Genomic DNA, 764 nt, shown 5'->3' on the forward strand with positions numbered 1-764 from the left:
TGGATGGCGGGCGGGTTGATAGTCAAACTCGTTGAGCAAATGCGAAATAGGCGTGCCTATCAAGACTTCCACATTGCAGGGTTGGCCTATCGCCTCACCACTTAATGTGGTTATTCGAGATATCAGCGGTTCGCCATAACGAACCGCGCGATAAACGGCGCGTGCCGTTGCAACATTTTGGCAGACAATGCCTATGTCGGCAGGAATGCCGCCACTGGGTACTTCTTGTCCAGTAAGAATCTGAATCAGCTGCTTTTCGCCACCTGAAGGGTATTTTGTCGGGATAACGGCTAACTCAACATCATATTTCGCGGCAGTCGTATGGCTTGAGCGCTCTTCAAGCGCCGCCTGAATCGCTTCAAATGCGTGTGGCTTATTGTCTTCAATAGCCAGTACGACGTTCTTTGGCTCCAGCAGTCTTGCCATGATCTCGATGCCGCGCAGAACCTCATCTGCATAACTGCGCATTAGCATGTCATCGGCGGTGATGTAAGGCTCGCACTCGATGCCATTAATGATCAGTGTGTTCAGTTGTTTTAGATTTGCAGGATGTAGTTTTACGTCGGTTGGAAAGCCGGCACCTCCCATTCCAGCAATGCCTGCGCCGCGAACCACTTCTAACACGGTTTCGCGTGGCAGATTCAGATAATCTTCATGCTGAGTTAGGGAGCACCAAGTATCTTTGCCATCGGTATCAATGACGATACATTCGGCAGCTAAACCGGAGGGGTGTGCGATGGAATGCTCTGCAATTTCGCGAACCG

At 50.8% G+C, this 764-nt stretch carries 1 protein-coding gene; it reads right to left on the minus strand.

What is annotated here, in order from left to right; all coding sequences use genetic code 11:
• On the minus strand, positions 1-764 hold a 764-nt coding region (rsxC, locus tag A3750_RS21105; protein ID WP_156498804.1), incomplete at both ends, for an electron transport complex subunit RsxC.

This window comes from Oleiphilus sp. HI0079 (genome assembly GCF_001635105.1).